This window comes from Micromonospora sp. WMMC241 (genome assembly GCF_027460165.1).
GTDB lineage: Bacteria > Actinomycetota > Actinomycetes > Mycobacteriales > Micromonosporaceae > Micromonospora > Micromonospora humi.
On record NZ_JAPZBF010000001.1, the window covers coordinates 4,156,545 to 4,181,767 of the forward strand.

24 protein-coding genes are annotated in these 25,223 nt (G+C 73.0%); 10 read left to right on the plus strand and 14 right to left on the minus strand.

Annotated features, from left to right (window positions below; all coding sequences use genetic code 11):
- Positions 1-11 precede the first annotated feature (11 nt).
- Entirely contained in the window at positions 12-3,545 is a 3,534-nt protein-coding gene (gene dnaE / locus O7598_RS18650) for a DNA polymerase III subunit alpha (RefSeq protein WP_269692600.1), read from the minus strand.
- Positions 3,546-3,729: 184 nt separating this feature from the next.
- On the opposite strand from dnaE, the gene O7598_RS18655 reads away from it, so the two are divergent.
- The 5 genes from O7598_RS18655 (at position 3,730) to O7598_RS18675 (ending at position 7,426) form a co-directional block, all read left to right on the plus strand.
- A complete protein-coding gene (locus O7598_RS18655) occupies positions 3,730-4,071 on the plus strand; it encodes a PadR family transcriptional regulator (protein ID WP_269692601.1) in 342 nt (113 codons plus the stop codon).
- A complete protein-coding gene (locus O7598_RS18660) occupies positions 4,068-5,012 on the plus strand; it encodes a permease prefix domain 1-containing protein (RefSeq protein WP_269692602.1) in 945 nt (314 codons plus the stop codon). Before O7598_RS18655 ends, O7598_RS18660 begins: the two co-directional genes overlap by 4 nt.
- Positions 5,013-5,148: 136 nt before the next feature.
- Positions 5,149-5,694, plus strand: coding sequence for a hypothetical protein (locus O7598_RS18665; protein WP_269692603.1), 546 nt, complete (start codon positions 5,149-5,151; stop codon positions 5,692-5,694).
- Between the two features lie 96 nt (positions 5,695-5,790).
- Positions 5,791-6,390: a hypothetical protein gene (locus tag O7598_RS18670; protein WP_269692604.1), complete on the plus strand. Its 600-nt coding sequence runs from the start codon at positions 5,791-5,793 to the stop codon at positions 6,388-6,390.
- A gap of 4 nt (positions 6,391-6,394) precedes the next feature.
- Positions 6,395-7,426, plus strand: a complete 1,032-nt coding sequence (locus tag O7598_RS18675) for a hypothetical protein (RefSeq protein ID WP_269692605.1) — start codon at positions 6,395-6,397, stop codon at positions 7,424-7,426.
- 40 nt (positions 7,427-7,466) lie between these two features.
- Here O7598_RS18675 and O7598_RS18680 read toward each other — a convergent pair whose 3' ends face one another.
- On the minus strand, positions 7,467-8,027 hold the full coding sequence (locus O7598_RS18680) for a GNAT family N-acetyltransferase (protein ID WP_269692606.1): 561 nt from the start codon (positions 8,025-8,027) through the stop codon (positions 7,467-7,469).
- A 67-nt stretch (positions 8,028-8,094) separates the two neighbouring features.
- On the opposite strand from O7598_RS18680, the gene O7598_RS18685 reads away from it, so the two are divergent.
- On the plus strand, positions 8,095-8,610 hold the full coding sequence (locus O7598_RS18685) for a DinB family protein (protein WP_269692607.1): 516 nt from the start codon (positions 8,095-8,097) through the stop codon (positions 8,608-8,610).
- Positions 8,611-8,720: 110 nt separating this feature from the next.
- Here the strand turns inward: O7598_RS18685 and O7598_RS18690 are convergent, their stop codons facing one another.
- The 7 genes from O7598_RS18690 to pgsA all read right to left on the minus strand — a co-directional run bounded on the left by O7598_RS18690 (position 8,721) and on the right by pgsA (position 14,627).
- On the minus strand, positions 8,721-9,470 hold the full coding sequence (locus tag O7598_RS18690) for a YebC/PmpR family DNA-binding transcriptional regulator (protein ID WP_091067368.1): 750 nt from the start codon (positions 9,468-9,470) through the stop codon (positions 8,721-8,723).
- Positions 9,471-9,593: 123 nt separating this feature from the next.
- Complete coding sequence (pdxT, locus tag O7598_RS18695) at positions 9,594-10,199, minus strand: pyridoxal 5'-phosphate synthase glutaminase subunit PdxT (RefSeq protein WP_269692608.1); 606 nt, start codon at positions 10,197-10,199, stop codon at positions 9,594-9,596.
- Positions 10,200-10,276: 77 nt separating this feature from the next.
- A complete protein-coding gene (gene pdxS, locus O7598_RS18700; RefSeq protein WP_269692609.1) occupies positions 10,277-11,188 on the minus strand; it encodes a pyridoxal 5'-phosphate synthase lyase subunit PdxS in 912 nt (303 codons plus the stop codon).
- A 133-nt stretch (positions 11,189-11,321) separates the two neighbouring features.
- A complete protein-coding gene (locus O7598_RS18705) occupies positions 11,322-11,825 on the minus strand; it encodes a hypothetical protein (protein WP_269692610.1) in 504 nt (167 codons plus the stop codon).
- A gap of 82 nt (positions 11,826-11,907) precedes the next feature.
- Positions 11,908-13,068, minus strand: coding sequence for a glycosyltransferase family 4 protein (locus O7598_RS18710; protein ID WP_269692611.1), 1,161 nt, complete (start codon positions 13,066-13,068; stop codon positions 11,908-11,910).
- A gap of 9 nt (positions 13,069-13,077) precedes the next feature.
- Positions 13,078-14,010, minus strand: a complete 933-nt coding sequence (locus tag O7598_RS18715; protein ID WP_269692612.1) for a phosphatidylinositol mannoside acyltransferase — start codon at positions 14,008-14,010, stop codon at positions 13,078-13,080.
- A complete protein-coding gene (gene pgsA, locus O7598_RS18720) occupies positions 14,007-14,627 on the minus strand; it encodes a phosphatidylinositol phosphate synthase (RefSeq protein WP_269692613.1) in 621 nt (206 codons plus the stop codon). Before pgsA ends, O7598_RS18715 begins: the two co-directional genes overlap by 4 nt.
- A 253-nt stretch (positions 14,628-14,880) precedes the next feature.
- Between pgsA and O7598_RS18725 the strand changes: the two genes are divergently transcribed.
- Positions 14,881-17,040 carry an elongation factor G-like protein EF-G2 gene (locus O7598_RS18725; protein WP_269692614.1) on the plus strand — a complete coding sequence of 720 codons (2,160 nt, stop codon included), beginning with the start codon at positions 14,881-14,883 and terminating at the stop codon, positions 17,038-17,040.
- Between the two features lie 4 nt (positions 17,041-17,044).
- Here O7598_RS18725 and O7598_RS18730 read toward each other — a convergent pair whose 3' ends face one another.
- Positions 17,045-18,103, minus strand: a complete 1,059-nt coding sequence (locus tag O7598_RS18730; protein ID WP_269692615.1) for an aldo/keto reductase — start codon at positions 18,101-18,103, stop codon at positions 17,045-17,047.
- A gap of 237 nt (positions 18,104-18,340) precedes the next feature.
- Positions 18,341-19,033: a CG0192-related protein gene (locus O7598_RS18735; RefSeq protein ID WP_269692616.1), complete on the minus strand. Its 693-nt coding sequence runs from the start codon at positions 19,031-19,033 to the stop codon at positions 18,341-18,343.
- Positions 19,034-19,115: 82 nt separating this feature from the next.
- On the opposite strand from O7598_RS18735, the gene O7598_RS18740 reads away from it, so the two are divergent.
- Positions 19,116-19,652, plus strand: coding sequence for a hypothetical protein (locus O7598_RS18740; protein WP_269692617.1), 537 nt, complete (start codon positions 19,116-19,118; stop codon positions 19,650-19,652).
- Between the two features lies 1 nt (position 19,653).
- Here the strand turns inward: O7598_RS18740 and O7598_RS18745 are convergent, their stop codons facing one another.
- Positions 19,654-20,199 (minus strand): HIT family protein, encoded by a 546-nt coding sequence (locus O7598_RS18745; protein ID WP_269692618.1) that lies wholly within the window; start codon positions 20,197-20,199, stop codon positions 19,654-19,656.
- 50 nt (positions 20,200-20,249) lie between these two features.
- The gene (gene thrS, locus O7598_RS18750) at positions 20,250-22,259 is read right to left on the minus strand and encodes a threonine--tRNA ligase (RefSeq protein ID WP_269692619.1); all 2,010 of its coding nucleotides are present in this window, start codon (positions 22,257-22,259) and stop codon (positions 20,250-20,252) included.
- 201 nt (positions 22,260-22,460) lie between these two features.
- On the opposite strand from thrS, the gene O7598_RS18755 reads away from it, so the two are divergent.
- The gene (locus O7598_RS18755; protein WP_269692620.1) at positions 22,461-23,348 is read left to right on the plus strand and encodes a DUF1775 domain-containing protein; all 888 of its coding nucleotides are present in this window, start codon (positions 22,461-22,463) and stop codon (positions 23,346-23,348) included.
- Between the two features lie 162 nt (positions 23,349-23,510).
- Here the strand turns inward: O7598_RS18755 and O7598_RS18760 are convergent, their stop codons facing one another.
- Positions 23,511-24,440, minus strand: a complete 930-nt coding sequence (locus tag O7598_RS18760; protein ID WP_269692621.1) for an ADP-ribosylglycohydrolase family protein — start codon at positions 24,438-24,440, stop codon at positions 23,511-23,513.
- A gap of 73 nt (positions 24,441-24,513) precedes the next feature.
- On the opposite strand from O7598_RS18760, the gene O7598_RS18765 reads away from it, so the two are divergent.
- Positions 24,514-25,203 (plus strand): response regulator transcription factor, encoded by a 690-nt coding sequence (locus O7598_RS18765; RefSeq protein WP_018784999.1) that lies wholly within the window; start codon positions 24,514-24,516, stop codon positions 25,201-25,203.
- The last annotated feature ends 20 nt before the right edge of the window (positions 25,204-25,223 follow it).

Sequence of the window (25,223 nt, forward strand, 5' to 3'; positions counted from 1 at the left end):
GCGCCGCACGGTCAGCTCACGTTGGCCGGGCCCAGGACACTCTTCAGGTCGCCCATCAGCGCGGTGGTCGCGGCCACCCGGAACGGGCCGAGGCGCAGCGTGGTGACCTTGCCGCCGTTGAGCAGCTTGACGTGCACCTCGGTGTCGCCGGGGTGCAGCACCAGCGTCTCCTTGAGCCGTTCGACGAGCGGCGGGGTGCAGCGGTGCACCGGGATGGTCAGCGTGACCGGCTTGGTCCCCGGGTTGCTGGTGACGTCCGGCATGGACATGTCCATCGCCATGATCCGCGGGGTGTCGTCGCGGCGGTCCACCCGGCCCTTGACCACCACGATGGCGTCCTCGGCGATGTACTGCCCGATCACCTCGTAGGTGTTGGGGAAGAACAGCGTCTCCACGCCGCCGGCCAGGTCCTCCAGGGTCGCCGAGGCCCAGGCCCGGCCCTGCTTGGTGACCCGGCGCTGCACCCCGGAGAGGATGCCGGCCAGCGTGACGACCGCGCCGTCGGGCACGGTGCCCTCCTCGGAGAGCGCGGCGATGGTGGTGTCGGCCGCCGCGCCGAGCACGTGCTCCAGGCCGAACAGCGGGTGGTCGGAGACGTACAGGCCGAGCATCTCGCGCTCGAACGCCAGCTTGTCCCGCTTGTCCCATTCCCCGTCGCCGATGACCGGCATGACGGTGGTGCTGCCGCCGACGTCGGCGTCGCCGAAGCCGGCGCCGAAGAGGTCGTACTGGCCGACCGCCTCCTTGCGCTTGACGTCGGCGTACGCGTCGATGGCGTCGGCGTGCACGGCCAGCAGCCCCTTGCGCGAGTGCTTCAGCGAGTCGAACGCGCCGGCCTTGATCAGCGACTCGATGGTCTTCTTGTTGCAGGCGACCGCGTCCACCTTGGACAGGAAGTCGTAGAAGTCGGCGTACTCGCCCTTCTCCTCGCGGCAGCGCATGATCGACGCGACCACGTTCGCGCCGACGTTGCGCACCGCGCCGAGGCCGAAGCGGATCTCCTTGCCGACCGGGGTGAACGGCCCGGCGGAGGTGTTGACGTCCGGCGGGAGCACCTGGATCCGCATCCGGCGGCACTCGGACAGGTAGAGCGCCATCTTGTCCTTGTCGTCACCGACGGAGGTGAGCAGCGCCGCCATGTATTCCGCCGGGTAGTGCGCCTTCAGGTACGCGGTCCAGTACGACACCAGGCCGTACGCGGCGGAGTGCGCCTTGTTGAACGCGTAGCCGGCGAACGGCACCAGCACGTCCCACACCGCCTGGATGGCGTCGTCGGGGTAGCCGCGCTCGCGGCAGCCGTCCCGGAACGGGACGAACTCCTTGTCCAGGATCTCCTTCTTCTTCTTGCCCATCGCCCGGCGCAGCAGGTCGGCCTGGCCGAGCGTGTAGCCGGCCAGGATCTGCGCGGCACGCTGCACCTGCTCCTGGTAGACGATCAGGCCGTAGGTGGGGGCGAGGATCTCGCGCAGCGGCTCCTCCAGCGCCGGGTGGATCGGAGTGATCTCCTGGAGGCCGTTCTTGCGCAGCGCGTAGTTGGTGTGCGAGTCGACGCCCATCGGACCCGGCCGGTAGAGCGCCAGGACGGCGGAGATGTCCTCGAAGTTGTCCGGCTTCATCATCCGCAGCAGCGACCGCATCGGCCCGCCGTCGAGCTGGAACACGCCCAGCGTGTCGCCGCGGGCGAGCAGTTCGTACGCGGGCTTGTCGTCCAGCGGCAGGCCCAGCAGGTCGAGTTGCTTGCCATGGTTGAGCTGGATGTTCTTCACCGCGTCGTCGATGATGGTCAGGTTGCGCAGGCCGAGGAAGTCCATCTTCAGCAGCCCGAGCGACTCGCACGTCGGGTAGTCGAACTGCGTGATGATGACGCCGTCGGCGTCGCGCCGCATCAGCGGGATGTGGTCGATGATCGGCTCGGCGGACATGATGACGCCGGCGGCGTGCACGCCGCTCTGCCGGATCAGCCCTTCGATGCCCTTCGCGGTCTCGATGACCTTCTTGACGTCCGGGTCCGTCTCGTAGAGCCCACGGATCTCGCCGGCCTCGGCGTAGCGCGGGTGCTTCGGGTCGAAGATGCCGGACAGCGGGATGTCCTTGCCCATCACGGCCGGCGGCATGGCCTTGGTGATCCGGTCACCGACCGCGTACGGGAAGCCGAGCACCCGGGCCGAATCCTTGATCGCGGCCTTCGCCTTGATCGTGCCGAACGTGGCGATCTGCGCGACCTTGTCCTCGCCCCACTTGTCGGTCACGTACTTGATGACCTCGCCGCGACGGCGCTCGTCGAAGTCGATGTCGACGTCGGGCATCGAGACGCGCTCGGGGTTGAGGAACCGCTCGAAGATCAGGCCGTGCGGGATCGGGTCCAGGTCGGTGATGCCGAGCGCGTACGCGACAAGTGAGCCGGCGGCCGAGCCTCGGCCCGGGCCGACCGCGATGCCCTGGCTCTTCGCCCACTGGATGAAGTCGGCGACCACGAGGAAGTAGGACGGGAAGCCCATCTGGATGATGACGCCCAGCTCGTACTCCGCCTGGACGACGTGGCCCTCCGGGATGCCGCCGGGGAAGCGGCGCTTGAGCCCGGCGAACGTCTCCTTGCGGAACCAGGACTCCTCGGTCTCGCCCTCGGGGATCGGGAAACGCGGCATCAGGTTGTGGAAGGTGAACATGCCGGTCGGGTCGACCTTCTCCGCCACCAGCAGCGTGTTGCGGCAGCCCTGCTGCCACAGCTCCGAGGAGTCGACCGCGCGCATCTGGTCGGCGGACTTGACGAAGTAGCCGCCGCCCTCGAAGCGGAACCGGTTCGGGTCGGCGACGTTGCTGCCGGTCTGCACGCAGAGCAGCACGTCGTGCGCCTCGGCCTGCGCCTCGTGGGTGTAGTGCGAGTCGTTGGTGACCACCGGCGGGATGTCGAGCTTGCGGGCGATCTCGGTGAGCCCGTCGCGGACCCGGCGCTCGATGTCGAGGCCGTGGTCCATGATCTCCAGGAAGTAGTTGTCCTTGCCGAAGATGTCCTGGTAGGCGGCGGCGACCTTGAGCGCCTCGTCGAACTGCCCGAGCCGCAACCGGGTCTGCACCGCGCCGGACGGGCAGCCGGTGGTGGCCATGATGCCCTCGGCGTGCTCGGCGATCAGCTCCATGTCCATCCGGGGCCACTTGACGTAGTGGCCCTCCATCGAGGCGCGGGAGTTGAGCCGGAACATGTTGTGCAGGCCGGTACGGTTGGCCGCCCACATGGTCATGTGGGTGATGGCGCCGTTGCCGGAGACGTCGTCGCTCTTCTGCTCCGGACGCCCCCATTTGACCCGGGCCTTGTGGAAGCGCGACTCCGGCGCGACGTACGCCTCGACGCCGAGGATCGGCTTGACCCCGGCGGCCATGGCCTGCTTGTAGAAGTCGTTCGCGCCGTGCATGTTGCCGTGGTCGGTGATCGCCACCGCCGGCATGCCGAGCCGCGCCGCCTCGGCGAAGAGGTCCTTGAGCCGGGCCGCACCGTCGAGCATCGAGTACTCGGTGTGTACGTGCAGATGCGCGAACGAATCGCCCATGCGTGGCGCCCCCCGGGTTGTGGATCAAGCTGCGTCGGAGTCGACCGACCCACCCTACCGAGGTGATCTCGCCGGCTCCACCGTCCGCGCCGGGGGTGGCCCGCGTCTCTCCGGAAGCCTGGTGCGTGCCGCACGATGCTGTACTGGGTTGCAATGGTGTGTGGCACACACTATCGTGTGTCGCATGGTCAGCGACGAGGTTCTCCGGACCCATCTCCAGGAGCTGCGGCGCGGCACGATCGTCGTCGCCAGCCTGGTGGCGCTCCGCCGCCCCGACTACGGCTACGCCCTGCTGCAACGGTTGGCCGCGCACGGCTTCGCGGTCGACGCCAACACGCTCTACCCGCTGCTGCGCCGCCTCGAGGACCAAGGGCTGCTGACCAGCGAGTGGAACACCGACGAGAGCCGGCCGCGCAAGTTCTACCGCACCAGCGCCGACGGCGAGACGATCCTGACCCGCCTGCTCGACGACCTGTCCGCGGTGCAAGCGTCCATCACCCAGCTGATCGAAGGAGCGGGACGATGAGTTCCCTGACCGACCGCTACGTGGCGGCCACCCTGCGGACCGTGCCGGCGCCGCGCCGCACCGAGCTGGCCGAGGAACTGCGCGCCTCCATCGCCGACATGATCGACGATCGGACCGCCGGCGGGCAGGACCACGCCGCGGCCGAGCGCGAGGTCCTCACCGAGATGGGCCGCCCCGAGCAGCTCGCCGCCCGCTACAGCGACCGCACGCTCCAGCTCATCGGCCCGCGTTACTACCTGGTCTGGTGGCGGGTGCTGCGGATGCTGCTCACCTGGATCCCGGCGCTCGTGGGGGTGATCGCCGGCGTCGTCAAGGCCACCCTCGGTGACGAGCCCGGCGGGGCGGTCGGCGTGGCGATCTCGGCCGCCATCCAGACCGCCGTACAGATCGCGTTCTGGGTCACGCTGAGCTTCGCCATCCTGGAACGCGCCCAGGCGCCGCTGGGCCTGCCCGAGTGGACCGTCGACCAGCTCCCCGAGGAGACCGGCGACCGGCAGATCGGCCAGGGCGACTGCATCCCCTCCGTCGTCTTCCTGCTCGGCACGATCGCGGTCATCGTCGGGCAGCACTTCCAGCGCTGGTCCACCGACGACGGCTCCCGGCTGCCGGTGCTCGACCCGGCACTGTGGAGCTTCTGGCTCCCGGCCCTGATCGGGGTACTGGTCGCCACCATCGGCCTGGAGGTCGCGAAGTACCGGGCGCGGCGGTGGACCTGGCCGCTGGTGGCGGTCAACGCGCTGCTCAACCTGGCGTTCGCCGCACCGGTGGTCTGGCTGCTGCTCACCGACCGGCTGCTCAACCCGGAGCTGGTCGACCGGTTCGCCTGGCTGCGCGAGGGCGGCGCGGACGACGTCGCCCGCATCGCCGTGGTGGTGACCGTGGTCATCGCGGTCTGGGACGTGGTCGACAGCGTGGTCAAGGCCCGCCGCGCGGCCCGATGAGACCCGGTCCCGGTCCGGCGCACACGGGGGTGCCGGACCGGGACCGCGCACCGCCGGCAACGTGAAGATGCCGGAGCTTATTGCCCTGGTCCGCTACGTTATGCCGAAATTCTTCCGACGACTTCCGGTGATGCCGATGCCAACCGTCCACCGTCCCTGTCGCGCCGGCCTGCTCGCGACGGTCCTGGCGACCACCCTCACCGCCGCCCCCTCGCCGGTCCGGGCCGCGTCGCCCGTAGGTCCGTTGCAGACCGGGCTCTCCATCACGGTGCCGACCGGGCCGGTCTCCTTCGGCGCGACCACCCCGGGCGGGACGCTCACCGGCCACCTCGGCACCGTGCAGGTCGACGACGACCGCCTGCTCGGCGGAAGTTGGACCACCTCGGTCACCGCCACCTCCTTCAAGACCGGGGCCGGGGATCCGACGAGGACGATCGACGCCGGCCACGTGAGCTACTGGTCCGGGCCGGCGACGCTGGCCATCGGCACGCTCGCGGTGCACCCGGGGCAGCGCACCGCCGCGGACGCGGTCACCCTGGACGTCTCGCGGGTGGCGTTCCGCGCCGACCTGAACCTGCTCTTCCTCAGCAACGTGGCCTGGAATCCGTCGCTCGTCATCGCCACGCCCTCCGCCGCGGTAGCCGGCCACTACACGGGCACGGTCATCCACTCGGCGGTCTGAGGCTAGTCAAAAAACGCATCGAGCATCAAAGCCCCCGAAAACCGACCTAACCTCCTGCACGGAACGAGGGTTCCAACAACGGGAGGTATCACCTGCATGAAACGACAACTGACCACGACGGCGGTGGTGGCCGTGGCCGCCGTGGCCGCCGCACTCGTCGGCGCGGCGCCGGCCTACGCCGTCAACACCTGTACGACGCCCACCCCCTGCCCCACCACCGTCACGTTCGACATCACCGCCGGCACGCTGACCATCACGGTGCCGGAAACCGCCAGCCTGACCACCCAGGCGCCCTCCGGCACCCCGCAGACCCGGTGGGCCTTCGGCCCGCTCGGCAGCGTCACGGTGAACGACACGCGCGCCAGTGGCACCGACAACTGGGTCGTCACGGTGACGGGCACCGCCTTCACCCACAGCGGCGCAAGCCCGGCCATCCCGACCACCGACGTCTACTACTGCTCGGGCGACGCCACGAGCGTCAGCGGCGTGGGTACCTTCACGCCCGGCCAGCCCAGCCCCTGCACGGCACCGCCGCCAGCGGATGGAGATGCCGTCAGCACCACACCGACGGCGTTCACCCACACCCTCGGCGTCGGGGCCAACTCGGCGACCTGGGACCCGTCGCTCTCCGTACAGATCCCGCTGAGCGCGACCGTCGGCACATACACCGGCACCATCTCCCACATCGTCGCCTGAGCGCATGACGGTACGAACCCACGGTGCGGTGGCGGCGCTCGCGGCGCTCGCCGTCCTGTCCGGCGCCGTCGCCGGTGTCCCCGCCTCGGCCGACGGCCGCGGGGACACCGGCGGCAGCATCGGCGTCCAACTCCTGGAAGCGACCCTGGGCCGCAAGGGCGACCCGCGCGCGACCATCTACATCATCGACCACCTGAACCCCGGCGCCCGGATGACCCGACGGTTCGCGGTGACCAACACGTCCCGCAGACCGCAACGGATCACCCTCTCGGTCGGACCGGCCGAGATCAGGAAGAACGAGTTCGTCCCCTCCGGCGACCCGCACGCCAACGAGCTGCCCGAGTGGGTGACGGTGAACCGGACGGCCTTCCTCGCCCCGCCGGACAGCACCACCGAGCTGCGCGCCACGGTCGCCGTCCCGCCGCACGCCACGCGCGGTGAGCGATACGGCGCGATCTGGGCCTCGGTCGGCTCGCGGCAGACCGACGGGTCGGGGCAGAGCGTCGAACAGGTCCACCGGGTGGGCATCCGGCTCTACCTGGACGTCGGGCCGGGCGGCGACCCGCCCTCCGACTTCACCATCGGTGAGCTTCTCCCCGGCCGTACCGACACCGGCGCTCCGGTGGTCCGCGCCGCCGTCCAGAACACCGGTGAGCGGGCCCTCGACATGGTCGGGAAACTCTGGCTGTCGGACGGGCCGGGCGGCCTCTCCGCCGGGCCGTTCCCGGCCCGGCTCGGCACCACCGTGCCGATCGGGGGCACGGCCCAGGTGGAGGTCCCCCTGGACCGGCAGCTTCCGAACGGCCCCTGGCGGGTGCGACTACGCCTGGAGAGCGGCCTACTGCACCGGGAGGTGAGCGGCACCCTGACGTTCCCCGACAGCCGGAACGCCTGGGGCGACCCGGCCAGCGCGGACCGGTACCCCCGATGGGCGCTCCTCCTCGCCGGCCTGGTAATACTCCTGCTGGCCGTCCTGCCCTTCGTGGTCTCCCCCCGGCTGCGGGCCCGCGTGCGCGGACAGCTCGCCCGCCGGTGACGTCCGTCGCCGGCCCGGCTTCCCCCGGGTCCGGCGGCGTTCAGGCCGCCGCCCGCCACTCCCGCGCCAGCACGGCGTAAACGGCCTCGTCGGTCCACTCGCCCTTGACGAACTCGTTCTCCCGCAGGTGCGCCTCGCGGCGCATGCCGAGCCGTTCCAGCACCCGGGCCGAGGCGACGTTGCGGGCGTCCAACCGGCCCACGATCCGGTGCAGGCCCAACCCGTCGAAGCCCAGCCGCAGCAGCTCCCGGGCCGCCTCGGTGACGTAGCCGTGCCCGGTGTGGTCCGGATGCGCGACGTAGCCGATCTCGCCCTGCCGGTGCTCCGCGCTGGTCCAGGTCAGCAGCACGTCGCCGACGAACTCGCCGGTGTCCGCCAGCGTCACGGCCAGGTTGAGCACGTCGCCCGGAGCGCGCAACGCGGTGCGTCGGACCAGCCGGTCGACCGCCGCCCGGGCGGCGGCGTCGTCGTAGGGCTGGTGGTAGAGGAACCGGGTGACCTCCGGGCGGCCCCGGTAGTCGCGGACCACGGCGAGGTCGCCGGCGGTGAAGGCGCGCAGCAACAGGCGGTCGGTGCGCAGCGGCAGATCGGGTACGAGCACCCGGGCAGGGTACGGCCCGGCGTGAATCCGGTCGACACCGATTCCGAGCTGCGGAAAACTCCTCGCGATGACGACACGAACCGACACGCCTCCCACCTGGGACGAGCGCGCCCAGCTGGTCACCTTCCTCGACTATGCCCGGGACACCGTGCGGGCCAAGTGCGAGGGCGTCTCCCCCGACGACGCCCGCCGGGCCCCGCTCCCGGGCTCACCGCTGATGACGATGTGCGGGCTGGTCAGTCACCTGCGCTGGGTCGAGGACTACTGGTTCCGGGTGGTGTTCCTGGGCGAGGAACTCGCCGGGCCGCTCGCCGAGGCGACCGACGACGATCCCGACCGGGAGATGCGGATCGCTGTCGACATCCCGCTGCCCCAGCTCCTCGCCGAGTACGCCGAGCAGAGCGCGCGCCACCACCGCCTCGTGGCAGACCACGACCTGGAGGCCAGGGCCCGACGTCCGGTCCGCGACGGCGGCCACGTGAACCTCAGGTGGGTGCTCCTGCACCTCATCGAGGAGACGTCCCGCAACAACGGCCACCTCGACGTGGTCCGGGAGCTCGTCGACGGCCGCACCGGCGTCTGACCCACCACGCGACCGTGTACTCACCGCCACGATCGGCGGGTCGCCTGCGGGAGACGGCGAACGCCGGACACCCGGTCGGGGGTGTCCGGCGTTCGTTCCGGCGTGCAATGTCAGCCGACCGCGGCCATGACCTCGTCGGAGACGTCGAAGTTGGCGTAGACGTTCTGCACGTCGTCGCAGTCCTCCAGGACGTCGATCAGCTTGAAGATCTTGCGCGCGCCCTCCTCGTCCAGCGGCACGTTCACGCTGGGCACCAGGGAGGACTCGGCCGACTCGTACTCGATCCCGGCGTCCTGGAGCGCCGTGCGCACCGCGATCAGGTCACCCGGCTCGGAGATCACCTCGAACGCCTCGTCGAGGTCGTTGACCTCCTCCGCGCCGGCGTCGAGGACGGCCATCATCACGTCGTCCTCGCTGGTGCCGGCCTTCGGCACGATCACCACGCCCTTGCGGGAGAACATGTACGACACCGAGCCGGCGTCGGCGAGCGAGCCGCCGTTGCGGGTCAGCGCGGTGCGCACCTCGGTGGCGGCGCGGTTGCGGTTGTCGGTCAGGCACTCGATCAGCATCGCAACGCCGCTGGGGCCGTAGCCCTCGTACATGATCGTCTGCCAGTCGGCGCCGCCGGCCTCCAGGCCTGAGCCCCGCTTGACCGCGCGGTCGATGTTGTCGTTCGGGACCGAGTTCTTCTTCGCCTTCTGGATGGCGTCGAAGAGGGTGGGGTTGCCGGCCGGGTCGCCGCCGCCGGTGCGGGCCGCCACCTCGACGTTCTTGATCAGCTTGGCGAACATCTTGCCGCGCTTGGCGTCGATCACGGCCTTCTTGTGCTTGGTGGTCGCCCACTTTGAGTGGCCGGACATCTGAGTACCTCCGTTAGTGATCCACGCCTGCGTCGACAGCCCACGCCGGAGCCGAACCCGGCAATCCTACCGAGCGGAGGTCACCGCGCGTCACACCCGTCACCGCGGCCGGACCGCGACCGGTCAGCGGGCGGCGCGGACCACGTCCACGAAGAGGCGGTGCAGCCGCAGGTCACCGGTCAGCTCCGGGTGGAAGGAGGTGGCCAGCAGGTTGCCCTGGCGGACCGCGACGATCCGGCCGGCGGCCGGCCCGTCGGTCACCCGGCCCAGCACCTCGACGTCCGGGCCGACCCGCTCGACCCACGGAGCGCGGATGAACACCGCGTGGAAGGGGTCTCCGTCGACCCCGGCGATCGACACCGGCGCCTCGAACGAGTCCACCTGGCGGCCGAACGCGTTGCGCCGGACGGTCATGCCGATGCCGGCGAAGCCACGCTGGTCGGGGCGGCCGTCCAGGACCTCGGTGGCCAGCATGATCATGCCGGCGCAGGAGCCGTAGACCGGCATGCCGCCGGCGATCCGCTTGTCGATCGGCTCGCGCATCTCGAAGATGTCCACCAGCTTGCTGATCGTGGTCGACTCGCCGCCGGGCACCACCAGGCCGTCGACCGCGTCCAGCTCACCCGGGCGGCGCACCGGCCGGGCGTCGGCGCCCGCGCCGGTCAGCGCCGCGACGTGCTCGCGTACGTCGCCCTGCAGCGCCAGCACGCCGATCACGGGTACGGTCACGCGTCGCTCCTCTCACAGGTGTAAGACGGGGCCCCTTCTCGACCGCAGGCGTTAAGAAGGGGCCCTTCCTTACATGCTCACCAGCCGCGGTCGGCGAGGCGGTGCGGGACGGGGATGTCGTCGACGTTGATGCCGACCATCGCCTCGCCCAGGCCGCGCGACACCTTCGCCAGCACGTCCGGGTCGTCGTGGAAGGTGGTCGCCTTGACGATCGCGGCGGCCCGCTGCGCCGGGTTGCCGGACTTGAAGATGCCCGAGCCGACGAAGACGCCCTCGGCGCCGAGCTGCATCATCATGGCCGCGTCCGCCGGGGTGGCGATGCCGCCGGCGGTGAACAGCACGACCGGCAGCTTGCCGCGCTCGGCGACCTCCTTGACCAGCTCGTACGGGGCCTGCAACTCCTTCGCCGCGACGAACAGCTCGTCGGCCGGCAGGTTCGCCAGCCGGCGGATCTCCTGCCGGATCTTCCGCATGTGGGTGGTGGCGTTCGAGACGTCCCCGGTGCCCGCCTCGCCCTTCGAGCGGATCATGGCGGCGCCCTCGGTGATCCGGCGCAGCGCCTCGCCCAGGTTCGTCGCGCCGCACACGAACGGGACGGTGAACGCCCACTTGTCGATGTGGTTGGCGTAGTCGGCCGGGGTCAGCACCTCGGACTCGTCGACGTAGTCGACGCCGAGCGCCTGGAGGACCTGCGCCTCGACGAAGTGCCCGATGCGGGCCTTGGCCATCACCGGGATCGAGACGGCGGCGATGATGCCGTCGATCATGTCGGGGTCGCTCATCCGGGACACGCCGCCCTGGGCGCGGATGTCGGCCGGGACCCGCTCCAGCGCCATCACGGCCACGGCGCCGGCGTCCTCGGCGATCTTCGCCTGCTCGGGGGTGACCACGTCCATGATCACGCCGCCCTTGAGCATCTCGGCCATGCCCCGCTTGACGCGGGCGGTGCCGACGGCGGGATCGGTGGTCGGGGAGGTGGATTCGGACACGGTCGTCGCTCCTCGCGGTGCTGTTCAGGGTGGCTGCGCAGGAATGCTACGGCCGCCGCCGCGCCGCTCCGACAGCCAATCGCACCCACGGTGGCCTGCCCTGTGGCCGCCGTCACGGCCTCCGGCCGGGCCGTCAGCCGGTGGTGACGTCCGCGCGCGGGGTCAGCGTCGGGTCGTCGACGTCGAAGTAGCGGGGCCACTCGAGCCCCCGCCCCATCCGGAACAGGCGAACCACCGGCCGCCCGCGCGCCGAGCGGGCGTCCCGCACCAGGTCGGTGTGCACCTGCCGGGCCAGCGCCAGCCGCCGGCTGGCCGCGATCACCGCTCCGCAGGCCGGATCGTCCGGATCCAGCCGCACCCCGCGCAACTGGCGGGTCAGGTCGTTCTCGGCCGCCTCGCGCTCCTCCGGGACGGCGTCCAGCGCGATCCGGGCCGCCGCGTACAGCTCCACGCCGTACCGCTGCTCGGCCAGCACCGCGGCGGCGGCCGCGCGGCGCAGCAGGTGGGCGTCGAGCGCGCGGGCCGCCGACTCCGCGCGGACCTGCAGCCGCTGCACCCGGCCGGCGGTCCAGATCAGGTACGCCGAGACCAGCCCGAGCACCAGGGCCGTGCCCACCACCCACCACATGCCCGGCATCGTAGTGCTGCTCCTCATCCCGGCCGGCCGGCGCGGGCACCGGTCGACGCGCTCGTCACAGCGGCCCCACCGGCCACCGCCGTCAGCCCAGCCCCGCCCACTCCTGGTCCATGACCCGGCCGTCGGTGGCCTCGATCGCGGCTGCGTATACCTCCAGAACGCGGCGGGCAACCACGGGCCAGTCGAAATTCGCCACCACCTGGTCGCCGGCGGCGGTCAGCCCGGCCCGCTGCCCGGCGTCGTCGAGCAGCTCGGTCAGCGTGGCGCGCAGCGCGACCGCGTCCCCGGTGGGGAAGAGCCGCCCGGCCCGCCCGCCGTCGAGCACCCGGCGGAACGCGTCCAGGTCGCTGGCGACCACGGTGGTCCCGGCGGCGAGCGCCTCGGTGAGGATCATCCCGAAGGACTCCCCGCCGGTGTTCGGTGCGACGTAGAGGTGCACGCTGCGTAGCATGCGCGCCTTGTCCGACTCGGAGACCAGGCCGAGGAAGGTGACCCGGTCGCGCAGGTCGGCCGGGAACCGGCCGTACAGCTCGTCGGCGTCGCCCGGGCCGGCCACCAGCAGGCGCAGCCCGGGACGGTGCGGGGCGAGCGCGACGAACGCGTCACGCAGGATCGGGAAGCCCTTGCGCGGCTCGGTGAACCGGCCCAGGAAGCCCAGCGTGCCGCCGCTGCCGGGGACGCACTCACCCGGCCAGTCGGGCAGCGGCGCCACCCCGGCGAACTTCGCCACCGCCACCCCGTTCGGGATCTCCACCGCGCCGCCGTCCATGTGCTCGACCTGCACCTTGCGGGCCAGCGCGCTGACCGCGATCCGGGCGGTGATCCGCTCCAGGAGGATCTGCAGCACGCCCTGCGCCGCGGAGAGCACCCGCGAGCGGGTCATCGCGGTGTGGAAGGTGGCCACCACCGGCCCCCGGGCGCAGAGCACCGCGAGCATCGACAGGCTCGGGGTGAGTGGCTCGTGCACGTGCAGCACGTCGAAGTCGCCGCGGTTGATCCACCGCCGCACCCGGGCGGTCGACACCGGGCCGAACGCGATCCGGGCCACCGACCCGTTGTAGGGCAGCGGCACCGCCCGCCCCGCCGACACCACGTACGGCGGCAGCGCCGAGTCCTCGTCCGCCGGGGCCAGCACGCTCACCTCGTGGCCGAGGCCGAGCAGCGCCTCGGCCAGGTCCATGACGTGGTTCTGCACCCCGCCCGGGACGTCGAAGGAGTACGGGCACACGATGCCGATCCGCATGGCGTCCCCCTAGACCGTCCCGGTGGTGGTCGGCGGCTGCGCCGACGCCGGCGCACCGCCCGACCCCTGGTCCAGCCACATCCGCTGCAACATGTGCCAGTCTTGCGGATGCCGGGCGATGCCCGCCGCCAGTCCGTCGGCAATCCGCTGGGTCACCACCCGAACCCGGGCGTCCAGCGGGGCGCTGTCCTCCGCCGGCAACGCCAGCGGGCCCTCGATCGAGGCGCAGGCGGCGTCCGGCTCGTACCACATCGAGGCCACGTAGAGCGGCGCGCCGGTGCGCAGCGCCAGCAGCGCCGGGCCGGCCGGCATCCGGGTCCGGCCACCGAAGAAGTCCACCTCCACGCCCCGGGCGGAGAGGTCCCGGTCGGCGAGCAGCGGCACCACGTAACCGGCGCGCAGCCGGTCCACCAGCACGTCGAACGCGGGACGCGGGCCGCCGCGGTTGGGCAGGATCTCCATGCCCAGCCCTTCCCGGAACCCGACGAACCGCTCGTACACGCCGTCCGGCAGTCGCTCCGCCACCGTGGTCATCGGCCAGCCGGTGGCCGCCACCCAGGCGCCGGCGGCGTCCCAGTTGCCGGCGTGCGGCAGTGCCACCACGGCGCCGCGCCCGGCCGCCACGTCCGCGGCGAGCTTCTCCGCGCCGTCGAGGCGGAACCCGGCGAGGATCTCCGCCCGGCTCAGGCCGGGCAGCCGGAACGCCTCCATCCAGTAGCGGGCGTACGAGCGCAGGCCGGCGCGTACCAGCGCGTCCAGCTCCGCCTCGGGCAGGTCCGGGCCGACCACCCGGCGCAGGTTGGCGCGCAGTCGACGCGTACCCCCGCCGTCCCTGCGGTGGGCGCGGTCGGCGCCCGCCCGGAAGGCCGCGGCCGCGACGGGCCGGGGCAGCGCACGGACCAGGCGCCAGCCCGCGACGAAGCCCGCCTCGGTGAGGTTCACTCCGCGCCGACCCGCTGGGCCTGCCGGTACACGTGGGCCATCCGCTGGCCCACCGTGAAGATCGAGACGGCGGCGAGCAGCCAGAGCGCGACCTCCAGGGCCCGCTCCAGGCCGAGGCCGGTGAGCACACCGCCGACGCCGACGATGAGCAGCCGTTCGGTGCGCTCGGCGACGCCCACGTTGGCGGTCATGCCGAGCCCTTCGGCGCGCGCCTTGACGTAGGAGACCAGCCCGCCGGCGGCCAGGCAGAGCAGCGCGGCGGCCACCCCCGAATACTGGTGCTGGGTGGCCAGCCAGTAGGCGACCGCGCCGAACACCGCGCTGTCGGCGACCCGGTCCATGCTCGAGTCGAGGAACGCCCCGAACCGGGTGGAGCCGCCGCTCATCCGCGCCATCGTGCCGTCGAGCAGGTCGGTGAGCGCGAAGAGCGTGACGATCACCGCGCCGGCGACCAGGTGGCCGCGCGCGCCGAAGCCGAGCGCGCCGACGAGCACGCCGACCGTGCCGGTCACGGTGACCGCGTTGGGGGACACACCCGCGCGGAGCAGGCCGCGCGCGATCGGCTCCACGACGCGGGTCATGCCCGCGCGGGCCGTCACTTGGAAGATCTTCGCCATGGCGGTCCCACGATAACGGCCGGCAGCGGCCGGGGACACAGCCGGGCGGACGACCCGCCCGGCGGGCCTTGTGCCGGCACCGGCGCGGGTGTGAGATCGAGCGTGGGAGGTGAGCCACTTCACCGGAACACCGGTCGGCGTGCCCGTCCCGCAGGAGTCCACCGGAAGATATCGCCGCGGCGCCCCACCGGGGTCCGCTCCCCCGTCGCCCGCGGCGGTCGCCACCACCACCGGTTGAGGGAGGTGCGCCGCGATGGCGCAGAAGAACGAGAAGGGTGTCACCGGCGGCGCGCCGGTGGTGACCGAGCCCGGCAGGGTTCGCAACGTGGTGCTCGTCGGGCACTCCGGCGCCGGCAAGACCACCCTGGTCGAGGCGCTGCTCGCGGCCGCCGGCACGATCGGCCGGGCCGGGTCCGTCACCGAGGGCACCACGGTCTGCGACCACGACCCGGCGGCCGTGCGCCAGCAGCGCTCGGTGAGCCTGGCCTGCGCCCCGCTGGTCCACCGCGACGTCAAGGTCAACCTGCTGGACACCCCCGGCTACGGCGACTTCGTCGGCGAGCTGCGCGCCGGGCTCCGCGCCGCCGACGCGGCGCTGTTCGTGGTCTCGGCGGTCGACGGGATGGACGCCGCCACCGCCGCGCTCTGGGAGGAGTGCGCCGCGGTCGACATGCCGCGCGCGGTGGCGGTCTCCCGGCTGGACCACCCGCGCGCCGACTTCGACGAGGCGGTGGCGCTCTGCCAGCGCGTCTTCGGCGACAACGTGCTGCCGCTCTACCTGCCCATGCTCGGCGACGACGGTGAGTCGGTGGCCGGCCTGATGGGCCTGATCACCCGCCGGGTGTTCGACTACTCCGCCGGGCTGCCGGCGGCGGTGCGCGAGCCGGACCCGCAGCACCTGCCGGCGATCCGGGAGAGCCGCGACGAGCTGATCGAGGGGATCATCGCGGAGAGCGAGGACGAGACCCTGATGGACCGCTACCTCGGCGGCGAGGAGATCGACCCCGAGGTGCTCGTCACCGACCTGGAGACGGCGGTGGCCCGCGGCCACTTCTATCCGGTGGTGCCGGTGTGCGCGGAGACCGGGGTCGGCCTGGACGCGCTGCTGGACGGCCTGGTCGCGGCGTTCCCGTCGCCGCTGGAGCACGACCTGCCGGCGGTCACCGGCCTGGACGGCTCGCCGCGCCCGCCGCTGGCCTGCGACCCGGACGGTCCGCTGGTCGCCGAGGTGGTCAAGACGACGGTGGACCGCCACGTCGGGCGCGTCTCACTGGTCCGCGTCTTCTCCGGCACGCTCCGCCCCGACCAGGTGATCCACGTGTCCGGTCACGGCCTGGCCGAGCGCGGCCACCCCGACCACGACGCCGACGAACGGGTCGGGCACATCTACAGCCCGCTCGGCGCGACGCTGCGCGAGGTGTCGGCCTGCGTCGCCGGCGACCTCTGCGCGGTCACCAAGTCGGGCAGCGCGGAGACCGGCGACACCATCTCCGCCAAGGACGACCCGCTGCTGATCGCGCCCTGGGAGATGCCGGAGCCGCTGCTGCCGGTGGCGATCGTGGCGCGCAGCCGGGCCGACGAGGACGCGCTGGCCCGCAACCTGTCCCGGCTGGTCGCCGGCGACCCGACGCTGCGGCTGGAGCGCAACCCGGAGACCCACCAGCTGGTGCTCTGGTGCATGGGCGAGGCGCACGCCGACGTGGTGCTCGACCGGCTGCGCGGCGGCGGCGTCGAGCTGGACACCGAGCCGGTCCGGGTTTCGCTGCGCGAGACGTTCACCGCGACCGCCCGCGGGCACGGCCGGCACGTCAAGCAGTCCGGCGGCCACGGCCAGTACGCGGTCTGTGACATCGAGGTGGAGCCGCTGCCCCGCGGCGCCGGCTTCGAGTTCGTCGACCGGGTGGTCGGCGGCGCCGTCCCGCACAACTACATCCCGTCGGTGGAGAAGGGCGTCCGGGCGCAGATGGAACGCGGCCTGGTCGCCGGCCACCCGGTGGTGGACCTGCGGGTCACCCTCGTCGACGGCAAGGCGCACAGCGTCGACTCGTCCGACGCCGCGTTCCAGACCGCGGGCGCGCTGGCGCTGCGCGACGCCGCCGAGAAGGGGCAGCCGACGCTGCTGGAGCCGGTCGACGAGATCACCGTCCGGGTGGCCGACTCCTCGGTCGGCGCGATCATGGGTGACCTGTCCGGCCGGCGCGGCCGGGTCCTCGGCACCGAGCCGGACCCGGAGGCCGAGGGCCGCACCCTGGTGCGCGCCGAGGTGCCCGCCACCGAACTGCTGCGGTACGCGGTCGAGCTGCGCGCGATGACCGCCGGCACCGGCACGTTCCGCCGCGTGTTCGCCCGCCACGACCCGATGCCGGCACACCTGGCCGACCAGGCCCGCAAGGAGGCCACCACCCATCCCTGACCGCTCAGGGGCGGACGGCGGGGACCGGGGTCATCGGCCAGTGCGGGCGGTCGGCGTCGCGGCGCGCGGCCGAGCGTAGGGCCGCGAGTTGCCGCTCCACCTCGGCGAAGTGGTCCGGTGCGAGCGGCCCCCGGGCCAGCGCGGCGGCGTTCTCCTCGACCTGGGCGACGGTACGGGCGCCGGGGATCGGCACCGCCCGGTCGCTGCGCGCCCAGATCCAGCCGAGCGCGCCCTGGGCCGGGATGCGTCCGTCGGCGGTGAGCGCGCCCCGCACGGCGGCCACCCGGCGCAGCCACTCCGGGGCCGGCCGGCCGCTGCGGAACCACTCCAGCCAGGTCGGCCCGAGACCGCGGACGTCGTCGCGGGGCAGCGTCGACTCCGGCGTGTACTTGCCGGTGAGCAGCCCCATCCCGAGCGGGCCCCGGGCCAGGCTGGCCAGGTCGTGCTTGTCGCAGGCGGCGAGCATGGCCGGGGCGTCCCGGAGCACCGACAGGGTGTGTTGCACGGCGGCGGCGCCGCGGGCGACCTGGGCGAACGCGGCGGCCCGGTCGGCCCGGTCGGTGCTCCACCCGTACGCCCGGATCAGGCCGTCGGCGACCAGGTCGTCGAGCGTGCCGATCAGCGCCTCGGCGCGGGGCAGCGGCAGGTCGCCGAGGTGCAACTGGTAGAGGTCGATCCGGTCGGTGTCCAGCCGGCGCAGCGAGTCGACCACCGCGCGGCGCAGGTACTGCGGCGAGGCGTTCTCCCCGGTGGCCTGCCGGCTGCGCTCGTCGAACGTGTAGCCCCACTTGGTGGCGACCACCGCCTCGTCGCGTCGGCCCGCGAGGGCGCGCCCCAGCACCCGCTCGCCGTGCCCGGCTCCGTAGGTGTCGGCGGTGTCGAAGAGCGTGACCCCGAGGTCGAGGGCGCGGCGGACCGCCCGCACCGACTCGTCGTCGTCGACCGCCCCCCACCCGAGCGGGCGGGCGCCCTCGGCCCACGGGCCGCCGATCGCCCAGCACCCCATGCCGAGGGCGCTCACCTCGATGCCGCTGCGACCGAGCGGCCGCGTGCTGACTGCCATCGCCGAATCCTGTCACCTTCACGGCACCTGTGGGCGGTTTCGTCACCCCGCGCCACCCTTTGTCATCACTCTCCGTGATGGAGGTGGCCGGCTGTCGAGGTAAGAGCGGTATACCGCAGAGTCATAATTATGACTATTGGTCATGTCGCTCCTCGGCGATGTGCCGCCGGGCCGGCGACACGCCGACATGCGGCCACGCCGACACCTCGGTCGACCCGCGCCGGCAGCACCCGGACCTCAGCGGGCGTAGGCCAGGAGCACCTCGACGTCCTGCCCCGGCCACGCGCCGGTGAGCCGGCTCACCTCCGGGAGATCCGCCGTCCCCGCGCGGCGACCGCCACCCACCGGCGGGGCGCCGGCCGACGTCGCCCCGACCTCGGACGGCATCGCCGCGACGGGGCGGCGGACCACGGCCAGCTCGACACCGCCGGCCCGGATCAGCGTCGGGTCGCCGTCGACGACCTCGTCGGCCGGACCGGCCGGCAGCGCCCGGTCGGTCCGGCTGCCCGTCAGCGTCATGCTCGGCTCCCGCACCTGCCGCTCGCCGTCGACCTCGAAGTACTCCTGCGCCTGGCCGGCGTCGGCCAGCACCGCGGCGGCCAGCGCCGGCGGGTAGACCGGGTCACCGACGGCGTCGTACACCCAGCGGCGGCCGAGCACCGAGTGCGCCACGGTGCCGACCAGGAACCGGTCCGCGCCGGCCAGCGGGGCGCCCCGGTAGGTCAGCGGCACCTGCAGCACCGGGCCGTCACCGGAGCGCACCAGCAGCGTCTCCATGCCGACCGCACCGTCCGGGTCGTCGAAGCGGTAGGCCGCCACCCGGCTCACCGCCGCGCCGGGCTCCCCGGCGAACCAGGATCGGGACGGCAGCCAGGATGCGAGCAGCTCCAGTTTCGAGGGGCGCAGTTCCGCGCGATGCAGCAGGGCCATGCGCAAGATCGTACTGTCGGAAGGTGGCCGTCGGGTTTGCCGAGCCCGGCGGCGGGGGCACCACCGGGGCCGGGAGGCGCGGATGGAGACGTCGGTGGAGCAGGTCGACGAGGCGGCACGGGTCAGCCCGGCGCCGCGCTGGGTGGCGCCCACCTTCGTGGCGCTGGCCGTGCTCACCCTGCCCTGGATCGGATACCTGGCGTTCACCCTGCCCCGGCACCAGGTGACCGTGCACTACCGGGCCGCCTGGGTCGGCTTCGACCTCGGCCTGGTGGCCTTGCTCGGGCTGACCGCCTGGCACGCGTACCGGGGAAACCGGCAGGTGGTGCTGGCCGCCGCCGTCACCGCGACCATGCTCGCGGTGGACGCCTGGTTCGACGTGACCACCACGCCGCCCGGGCCCGACCTGGTGGTGTCGATCGTGCTGGCGGCGCTGGTCGAGCTGCCGCTGGCCGGGGTGTGCCTGTGGATCGCCCGGCACGGTGACCGGATGGTGCAGCGGCGGCTGCGTCAGCTCGCGGTCCGCGCGGAACTCGCCGCCGACCGGGCCGCGGCCGCCCAGCGGACCGCCACCGGCGCCCGCCGCCGGCTCGCCCGGGTCCGGGGCCGGCTGCGCTGAGTCAGGCCGGCCACACCTTGGCGAACAGGTCACGCGTGTCGGTGAGCAGTTGCGGCAGCACCTTGGTGCGGCCGATCACCGGCATGAAGTTGGCGTCGCCACCCCAGCGCGGCACCACGTGCTGGTGCAGGTGCGCGGCGATGCCCGCGCCGGCCACGCCGCCCTGGTTCATGCCCAGGTTGAACCCGTGCGCGCTGGACACCTGGCGGACCACCCGCATGGCGTCCTTGGTGAACGTGGCCAGCTCGGCCGTCTCCGGCGCGTCCAGCTCGGTGTAGTCGGCCACGTGCCGGTAGGGACAGACCAGCAGGTGCCCGGGGTTGTAGGGATAGAGGTTGAGCACCGCGAACACGTGCTCGCCGCGGGCGACCACCAGGCTCTCCTCCGCCGGGCGGCCGGGAGCCAGGCAGAACGGGCAGCCGGTCGGCTTCTCGTAACCGCCCTCGGGCCGGTCCTCGCCGGATATGTAGGTCATCCGGTGCGGCGTCCAGAGCCGTTCCAGCCCGTCCGCCAGACCACTGTCCGCGTGCCGCTCCACCCCTGTCACACCGGCGATCCTACGATCCGCGCCGCGCCGCCGCCGAACCGCGCCGCGGCTCAGGCGGCGGTGGGGCCGCTGTTGGTGCGCGACTCGACCACCTCGCGGACGTGCGCGACCGCCTCGGCCAGCGGCACCCCGTTGCGCTGCGAGCCGTCCCGGTAGCGGAAGGAGACCGTGCCCGCGGCCACGTCGTCGTCGCCGGCGATCACCATGAACGGGATCTTCTGCTGCTGGGCGTTGCGGATCTTCTTCTGCATCCGGTCGTCACCCAGGTCGACCTCGGCCCGGATGCCGTGCCGGCGCAGCGTGCCCGCGAACTCCTCCAGGTAGTCGCCGTGCTCGTCGCGGATCGGGATGCCGACCACCTGCACCGGCGCGAGCCAGGCCGGGAACGCGCCCGCGTAGTGCTCGGTGAGCACGCCGATGAACCGCTCGATCGAGCCGAACTTGGCGCAGTGGATCATCACCGGCTGCTGCCGGGTGCCGTCGGCCGCCTGGTATTCCAGGCCGAAGCCCTTCGGCTGGTTGAAGTCATATTGAATCGTCGACATCTGCCAGGTGCGGCCGATGGCGTCCTTGGCCTGCACCGAGATCTTCGGGCCGTAGAACGCCGCGCCGCCCGGGTCGGGCACCAGGTCCAGGCCGGTTTCCCGGGCGCACTCCTCCAGCACGGCGGTGGCGGTCGCCCAGTCGGAGTCGGTGCCGACGAACTTGTCCGGCCGGGCGTCGTCGCGGGTGGACAGCTCCAGGTAGAAGTCGTCGATGCCGAAGTCACGCAGCAGGCTGAGCACGAAGCCCAGCAGGTGCTTGATCTCCGCCGGCGCCTGCTCGCGGGTGCAGTAGGAGTGCGAGTCGTCCTGGGTGAAGCCCCGCACCCGGGTCAGGCCGTGGATCACGCCCGACTTCTCGTACCGGTAGACCGACCCGAATTCGAACAACCGGATCGGCAGCTGCCGGTAGGAACGCCCGCGCGACCGGTAGATCAGGTTGTGCATCGGGCAGTTCATCGCCTTGAGGTAGTAGTCGCTGCCCTCCATCTCCATCGGCGGGAACATCGTGTCCTTGTAGTAGGGCAGGTGTCCCGAGGTGTGGAAGAGGCCCTCCTTGGAGATGTGCGGCGTCCCGACGTACTGGAAGCCCTCCTCGATGTGGCGGGTGCGGACGTAGTCCTCCATCACCCGCTTGAGCACGCCACCCTTGGGGTGGAAGACGGGCAGGCCGGAGCCGATCTCGTCGGGGAAGCTGAACAGGTCGAGGTCCGTGCCGAGCTTGCGGTGGTCGCGCCGGGCGGCCTCCTCCAACAACTTCAGGTACGCCTTGAGCTCGTCCCGGGTCGGCCAGGCGGTGCCGTAGACCCGCTGGAGCTGCGGGTTCTTCTCCGACCCGCGCCAGTAGGCGGCGGCGGAACGCATCAGCTTGAACGCGCCGATCAGCCGGGTGTTCGGCAGGTGCGGGCCCCGGCACAGGTCGGACCAGCAGACCTTGTCCTCGTTCGCGGCGAGGTTGTCGTAGATGGTCAGCTCGCCGCCGCCCACCTCCATCACCTCGGAGGAGTCCAGCCCTTCGCCCTTGACCTCGATCAGCTCCAGCTTGAACGGCTCGGCGGCCAGCTCCCCGCGGGCCTCGTCCAGGCTGGAGAAGCGGCGCCGGCGGAACCGCTGGCCGGACTTGACGATTTCCTGCATCCGCTTCTCGAGCTTCGTCAGGTCCTCCGGCTGGAACGGCTTGTCGACGCCGAAGTCGTAGTAGAAGCCGTTCTCGATCGGCGGGCCGATGCCGAGCTTCGCCTCCGGGAAGACGTCCTGCACGGCCTGCGCGAGCACGTGCGCGGTGGAGTGCCGCAGCACCTCCAGGCCGGCCGGGCTGTCCAGCGGCACCGGCTCGACCGAGGTCTCCTCCGCCGGCTTCCAGTCCAGGTCGCGCAGCTTGCCCTGCGGGTCGCGGACCACCACGACCGCCTTCGGCCCGCTCGTGGGCAGGCCGGCCGCGGCCACCGCGTCGGCCGCCGTGGTCCCGGCGGCGACGACGACGGGGTCGGCCACGACGGGGATACGGGGTGCGGACACGGTGACTCCTGTCGTCGACGGTACGGATCTGCCGGATGACCGGCCCCTGCGATGGTATCGGTCGCCCCGATCCGCGCCGTCGGCGACGCGGCCCCCGGGGCACGAGTTCCGCGCCGCGTTGAACCTTTCGACCGTCCGGCGCGAACTACCTGGTGGGGCCGGAGCCGGAACCGACCCCGGTCGAGAAGGATGGGGACGACGATGAGGATGACTCGTCAGGGCCGGTGGGCGGCGGCCCTGCTGACCGCCGCGCTCGCCGGAGCGGTGGGGTGGCCGGGCCCGGCCAGCGCCGCCGGCGTGACCGTCACGACCTCCCCCGGTGAGGTGCACCAGGGCGACGCGATCGAGCTGTCCGTGGTGGTGCCGGCGGACCGGCCGGGCAGCCGGACCACGAAGGTCGAGCTGACCATGCCGGCGGACGCCCCGATCGGCGAGGTCTATCCGCTCTCCGTGCCGGACTGGGCGCCGACCATCACCACCCGCACCCTGGACCAGCCGGTGGCCGGCATCCACGCGGCCGAGCTGAACCAGGTGACCCACGCCGTGACCTGGCTCCGGGTGCCGGGCGGCGGCGCCGGCGCGGCCCGACTGCCGCTCGGCATGGGGCCGATGCCGGCCACCGACCGGCTGACCTTCACCGTGGTGCAGACGTTCGCCGACGGCACGGTGGTCCGCTGGGCGGACCCGGCCGGCGGCGCGCACCCGGCGCCGACGGTCGCGCTGCTGCCGCCACCGCAGGGCGCCGCCACGGGCGGTGGCGACGCCGGTGCGGGCGGCGCGGCCCACGGCGGGCACGGCGGCGTGTCCGGCGGCCAGGACGGCGCGGCGCCGGCCGGGGCGACCGCCGGGGGCCCGACGACCGGGGCGGCCGACGACGGGCCCAGCGCCGACCTGCTGCTCGGCGGCGGCCTGCTCGCCGGGCTGGCCGGCGGCGCGGCGATCGGCTGGCTGCTCAGCCGCCGTCGCCGCGGCACCATGGCCCTGCCGGCCGACCCAGCCGCTCCCACCGCTCCCACCGCTCCCACCGCTCCCACCGCCCCCCGCACCCCCGATCCGGTCACCGCAGGCAGCACCCGCCCCACCCCATGACCCCCGCCCCGCCCCGGCCCGTCTCGTCGATCTTGGAGTTGTGGCGCCTGGATAGTCGGGATCGCGCCCTTTGTCAACGACCACAAGTCCAAGATCGACGGGGCAGGGCGAGGCGAGGCAGGGCGAGGCGAGGCGGGGCGGGGCGGGGCGAGCGGAGCCGGGTCAGGCGGGGGTGGTGAGCCAGCCGGGGAGCGGTTCGCGGGCGGTCAGCCAGCCCTCGGGCACGCCGCCGGGCGTGCCGACCCCGGTGTGGGCGGCGACGATCCCGCCGACGATCGCCGCCGTGGTGTCCACGTCGCCGCCCGCCTCCACGCACGCGCGGATCGCGGCCGGGTAGTCGTGCAGCAGCGTGGCGGCGACCCAGAGCGTGAACGGGACCGTGTCCTGCGCGGTGACCCGGGAGCCGTTGCCCACCGCCTCGACCACCTCGCCGGCCGGGCGTCCGAGCAGCGCGGCGGCCCGGCGTACGCCGCGGTGCACCTCGCCGGCCGGGTCGAGCGTGCCGGCCACCGCGCCGAGCAGCCGGGCCGGCTCGGGCCGGTCGCCGTCGAGCCGGGCGCGGGCGGCCAGCGAGGCGGCCACCGCCACCGCCACCGCTCCGGCGACGCCCTCCGGGTGGGCGTGGGTCACCTCGGCCGAGGCACGGGCCTGGTCGGCGGCGCGTCGGGTGGAGTCGGCGTGCCAGGCGCCGAGCGGGGCGACGCGCATGGCCGCGCCGTTGCCGCAGGAGCCCTGCCCGTCGAAGGCCGACGCGGCGGCCACCGGCCACGGCGTGCCGGTGCGGATCAGCCGCAGGACGGTCACCGCGCCCGGGCCGTAGCCCCGGTAGGGCTCGCAACGCTCGGCGAAGGCCAGCGCCAGGCGGTCGGAGTCGATCCGACCGGCCGAGGCCAGCTCGGCCACCACGGAGCAGGCCATCTCGGTGTCGTCGGTCCACTCCCACGGAGGCGGGGGCAGCCGCCCCGCGGCGAGGTCGGCCGGGTGCCGGCCGGGGACGAAGAATTGCGAGCCGAGGGCGTCACCCACCGACAGGCCGGCCAGCGCGTCGCGGGCGAGCGTGAGGCGGGTGTCGGGGAAGAGGGTGAACGTCATCGCCGTCCCAGCTTGCCCGCTTCCCCGGACCGTCGCAACGCGATCGACTTGCCACGCCGAGTACGGTGCTGACGTGGCAACCGTCCTGCTGGTCGAAGACGACCACGTCGTGCGTGGCGCGATGCTGCGGTCGCTGACCGACCGGGGGCACGCGGTGCACGCCGTCGGCACCGCGCTGGACGCGTTGCGCCGGGTCGCCGCGGAGACGCCCGACCTGGTCGTGCTCGACCTGGGCCTGCCGGACCTGGACGGCTCGGACGCGCTGCGGATGCTGCGCGGCATCACCGACGTGCCGATCATCATCGCCACCGCCCGCGACGACGAGCAGTCGGTGGTCCGGCTGCTACGCGCCGGCGCGGACGACTACATGGTCAAGCCGTTCACCGGCGCGCACCTCGACGCCCGGATCACCACCGTGCTGCGGCGGGCCGGTCGGGCCAGCCGTACCGTGCAACCGGCCGTGCACACGGTCGGCGGTCTACGGGTGGACGTGGGCGAGCGCAGCGCGGTGCTGGACGGGGAGTCCCTGGCCCTGACCCGCAAGGAATTCGACCTGCTGGCGTATCTCGCCGCTCGGCCCGGCCGGGTGGTGTCCCGGCGGGAACTCTTGGAGGAGGTATGGCGGCAGCCATCGGTCGGCGAGGACCAGACCATCGACGTTCACCTGTACTGGCTCCGCCGCAAAATGGGCGAGTCCGCGGCGAAGCCCCGCTACCTGCGCACCGTGCGGGGGGTCGGCTTCCGGCTGGTGGCGCCGGACTGAGGCCGGCGCTGGCCTGGCTC